We start from the raw sequence: 372 nt of genomic DNA, 5'->3' as shown, positions 1-372 counted from the left end.
ATGATTTTTACGACCTTCAGCAAGATCCTGTACTAACGCGGCAAAGGTTGCCTCGTCCGGTATTTCAGTGCCATCCCAATCTGCCAAAGCTGCTGAGGTGTTCGGCATGTACTCGAGTACTTGAGGGTTATCAACCGAGCGGTATAGCATCGATATGATAGGGGCTACAAAAGTTACCATAATGAAAATAAGCAGTGGAGCTACCAGAAACAGTGCCCGGAATTTCTTGCGGCGCAGGGAACGATGCATATCTGCGGTTAAGCGTTTTTGTTCTTCCGGGGTTAACTGGCCTTCGGCCTCAACAGTATTTGTCATCATGAGGAATACAAACCCTTTTATATAGATGAATTAAATAGCGGCTGTAAAAGCGAA

At 45.7% G+C, this 372-nt stretch carries 1 protein-coding gene; it reads right to left on the bottom strand.

Annotated features, from left to right (window positions below; translation table 11 throughout):
- Positions 1-318 (bottom strand): hypothetical protein (locus QWI17_RS03160; protein WP_302721052.1); only part of this gene is annotated, 318 nt, incomplete at its 3' end.
- Between the last annotated feature and the right edge of the window lie 54 nt (positions 319-372).

Source organism: Gilvimarinus gilvus, assembly GCF_030518155.1.
GTDB classification, from domain to species: domain Bacteria; phylum Pseudomonadota; class Gammaproteobacteria; order Pseudomonadales; family Cellvibrionaceae; genus Gilvimarinus; species Gilvimarinus gilvus.
Note: the sequence above shows the minus strand (reverse complement) of the source record. Positions and strands in the feature narration are given on the sequence as shown.